Below are 2,768 nucleotides of genomic sequence, written 5' to 3'. Positions count from 1 at the left end.
ACAGGGCTTTACCTTCCATGTTTCGCTCTCTGCTATCTCATTCCGCCAAGGCAGTTGTCGGCAAGTTATGCCGACGTTTCCAGAGGGATAAAAGTTCCACCAGGTCCTCCACGATGAGATGAGGTTGGACGGTGGATCGTTCGGCGTCCTGCCGGCTGGTACTGCCGGTGAGCACCAGCACCGTGAACAGCCCCAGGCGCAGGCCGCCGGCGACATCGGTGCTCAGCCGGTCACCGACGATGGCGGCCCGTTCTGCCGGCACCCCCAGGCGTTCCAGGGCCAGGGAGAGTATGGTTGGTTCCGGTTTGCCGATGACCAACGGGTTGACGCCGGCGGCGGTGGCGACGGCGGCCAGGATGGAGCCGGCCCCCGGGATGAAGCCGTCCTCGACCGGCAGGGTGGGGTCGGGATTGGTGCCGATCAGGCGGGCGCCGGCGAAAACAGCGCGGGTGGCCAGGGCCAGGTCCTGGTAGGTGATGCAGTTGTCGTAGCCCACCACGCAGTAGGCGGCCTCGTACGGGTCCGAGGTGATGCGAAAGCCGGCCTCCTCCAGGGCCTGGCGGATGCCGTCCATGCCGATGACGAAGATGGGCGTCCCGGGCGGGGCTTGACGTGCCAGATACTCCGCGGTGGCCAGGGAGGAGGTGTAGAAATCCTGGGGGCCGGCGGGGATGCCCATGCGGGTCAGGCGCTCGGCGTACTGCGCCGGCGTGCGCGAGGAATTGTTGGTCAGGAACAGGAAGGGAACCCGCTCCTCCCGCAGGGCGGTCACGAATTCGGGCGCGCCGGCCAGCAGTTGGTCGCCGCGGTAGATGACGCCGTCCAGGTCAATAAGCCATCCCTGGATGCCGGCGAGTTGGGCCAGAGGGTTCGAATTATGGGACGCGCACATGGACTGCTCCAAAAGAGAGTTTGTCGTGATGCGGCTTTTTACCCGGCCATCTGCTGGCTTTGCCAGCGTTCCCAGTCGGCTGGGGTATCAATGTCTACCAGCACGCCGGCGTCCTCCATCTCCACCGCCAGGGTCTGAAAGCGCCCGGATGCGATGAGGACGCGCCCCCCATGATCGCCGGCCAGCTCCTGGAGGGCCGGAAAAGTACTGCGTGCCATGAGGGCCGGGTTGCCGCGCCGGCCGCGGAAGGTGGGGTAGACGATATCTGCCGGCGTGCGAGCGAAGGCCTCCAGCAGGGCGTGAATGTGCTTCCCTTGCAGGCCGGGCTGGTCCCCGAGCACGAACAGCACGCCGTCCGCATCAGGACAGACAGCGGCCAGGCCGGCCTGCAACGAGGTGCTCATCCCCTCGGGCCAGCGCGGATTTTCCACCAGCGTCAGGTCTCGGCCGGCGAGCGCTTCCCGCACTTGCGAGGCGGATGCCCCCAGCACCACGATGACCCGATGCACACCGCTGGCAAGGACCGCATCCACCACGTGGGTGATGAGCGGGCGGGCGGTTGGGCCGGGGAGCGGGAGGAGCAGTTTGGGTGCGCCGAAGCGGTTGGCGCCGCCGGCGGCCAGCACGACCGCATCCACATGCGGCCGGCGGATGGTGCGTTCGGATATTTCTCCCGTGCTCTGCTCGCTCATCACCGTGTGTATATCTCCCAACGAATCGGGTTGGAGCGGAGATGGGCTACCACCACATGGTGTACATGCGGGCTGAGCAGGATGAGCCGGATGGCATGATCCAGGGCGACGAACCGGGTGTTGGGGGAGTGCGTGGTCAGCAGTGGGACGACGCGCGCGCCGGCCGGCACCCCTTTCAGCCCGCCCTGCGGGTGAGCTATGGCGATTGCCAGCACCTCAGGGGCAACGGCCTGACCGAGGGGCACGCCGGCCAGGTCCGCCAGCAAGGCCGGCCGATGGACGTATTCGTCGGTCAGCGGCCGGCCGAGCACCTCCGCATCCGCCATAGGCACGACCAGCGTGGCGCAGGGGGGTATGACCGGCTCATGGACGTTAGGGGTCTTCAGCATGCGGTGTGCGGCGCCGTCGGCCTCCACCAGCACCACATCGGCGCCGCTGTGCCGCGCCAAAGGTTCGACCCACTCCGGGGGGATGCCTTCCAGTTTATACGGCCTCACCGCAATAGGATAGTCCTTGCCCAATGCGGCGACATCTCCCTCTGCTTTGCTCAGCCGCTTCTGGGCCAGGATGACCACCGGCGCCTCTTCGAACTGGGCCGGCACTTCCTGGAGTGCCTCTTCGAGCGACGGTGCCAGCACCAGCCGCTCGTCGGGCGCCGGCTCTGGCTCCAGGATTTTGGTGGTGGTGGTCACTAGGACGCGGTAGTCCCGCCCCACCAGCTCGGAGGCAAGCTTCATCATCGCGGTGGTTTTGCCGCCGGCGCCCACAAAACAGACGATATCTCCTGGTCGGATGCGCAGTGCGTCTGCCAGTGCCACGGAATCCCTCTCCGGAATGTAACCTTCCAGCAACAATAGCAAGTATAACATAGGCCGGCGCAAGAATGCCAATTCACGGCGTGGATATGCCGCCCCAAAGGCAACGGTCACCCGCCAGGCCGACGGCTACCCGAAGGAAAGCGCTTTGACATGCCATTATGCGTTTGCTATGATGCGCTCGAGCGCAATGGGCTGGGGGTGCATATGGACACACTGCGAAATAAAAGGTGGTATCTGCGGCTGGCCGGCGTGATTCTGCTTTGCTGGAGGCTTCTCCTGCCCGCCGCTCCCTCGAAGGCACAGGAGCCGTTCCACCTTTCTGTGCTGGGGCAGGTGGGTGGGGTGGGGCATGCCGCGGCCTGGGAC

General features: G+C 65.8%; 3 protein-coding genes. All 3 read right to left on the bottom strand.

What is annotated here, in order from left to right; all coding sequences use genetic code 11:
- Positions 1-37: 37 nt before the first annotated feature.
- From H5T60_13835 to yqeC, 3 genes are read right to left on the bottom strand one after another with little or no spacing between them, the layout of a single operon-like run.
- Positions 38-892, bottom strand: a complete 855-nt coding sequence (locus tag H5T60_13835) for an HAD family hydrolase (protein MBC7243513.1) — start codon at positions 890-892, stop codon at positions 38-40.
- Positions 893-930: 38 nt separating this feature from the next.
- A complete protein-coding gene (locus tag H5T60_13830) occupies positions 931-1,584 on the bottom strand; it encodes a nucleotidyltransferase family protein (protein ID MBC7243512.1) in 654 nt (217 codons plus the stop codon).
- Complete coding sequence (yqeC, locus tag H5T60_13825; protein MBC7243511.1) at positions 1,584-2,402, bottom strand: putative selenium-dependent hydroxylase accessory protein YqeC; 819 nt, start codon at positions 2,400-2,402, stop codon at positions 1,584-1,586. The genes H5T60_13830 and yqeC overlap by 1 nt, the downstream gene beginning before the upstream one ends.
- Positions 2,403-2,768 lie beyond the last annotated feature (366 nt).

The organism is Anaerolineae bacterium (genome assembly GCA_014360855.1).
Classification (GTDB): Bacteria; Chloroflexota; Anaerolineae; order JACIWP01; family JACIWP01; genus JACIWP01.
This window is presented reverse-complemented; position numbering and strand designations above follow the sequence as displayed.

Bases quoted from the DNA above. Each gene is read 5' to 3' on its own strand.
- H5T60_13835 (MBC7243513.1), bottom strand. From the start codon at position 892: ATGTGCGCGTCCCATAATTCGAACCCTCTGGCCCAACTCGCCGGCATC.
- H5T60_13830 (MBC7243512.1), bottom strand. From the start codon at position 1,584: ATGAGCGAGCAGAGCACGGGAGAAATATCCGAACGCACCATCCGCCGG.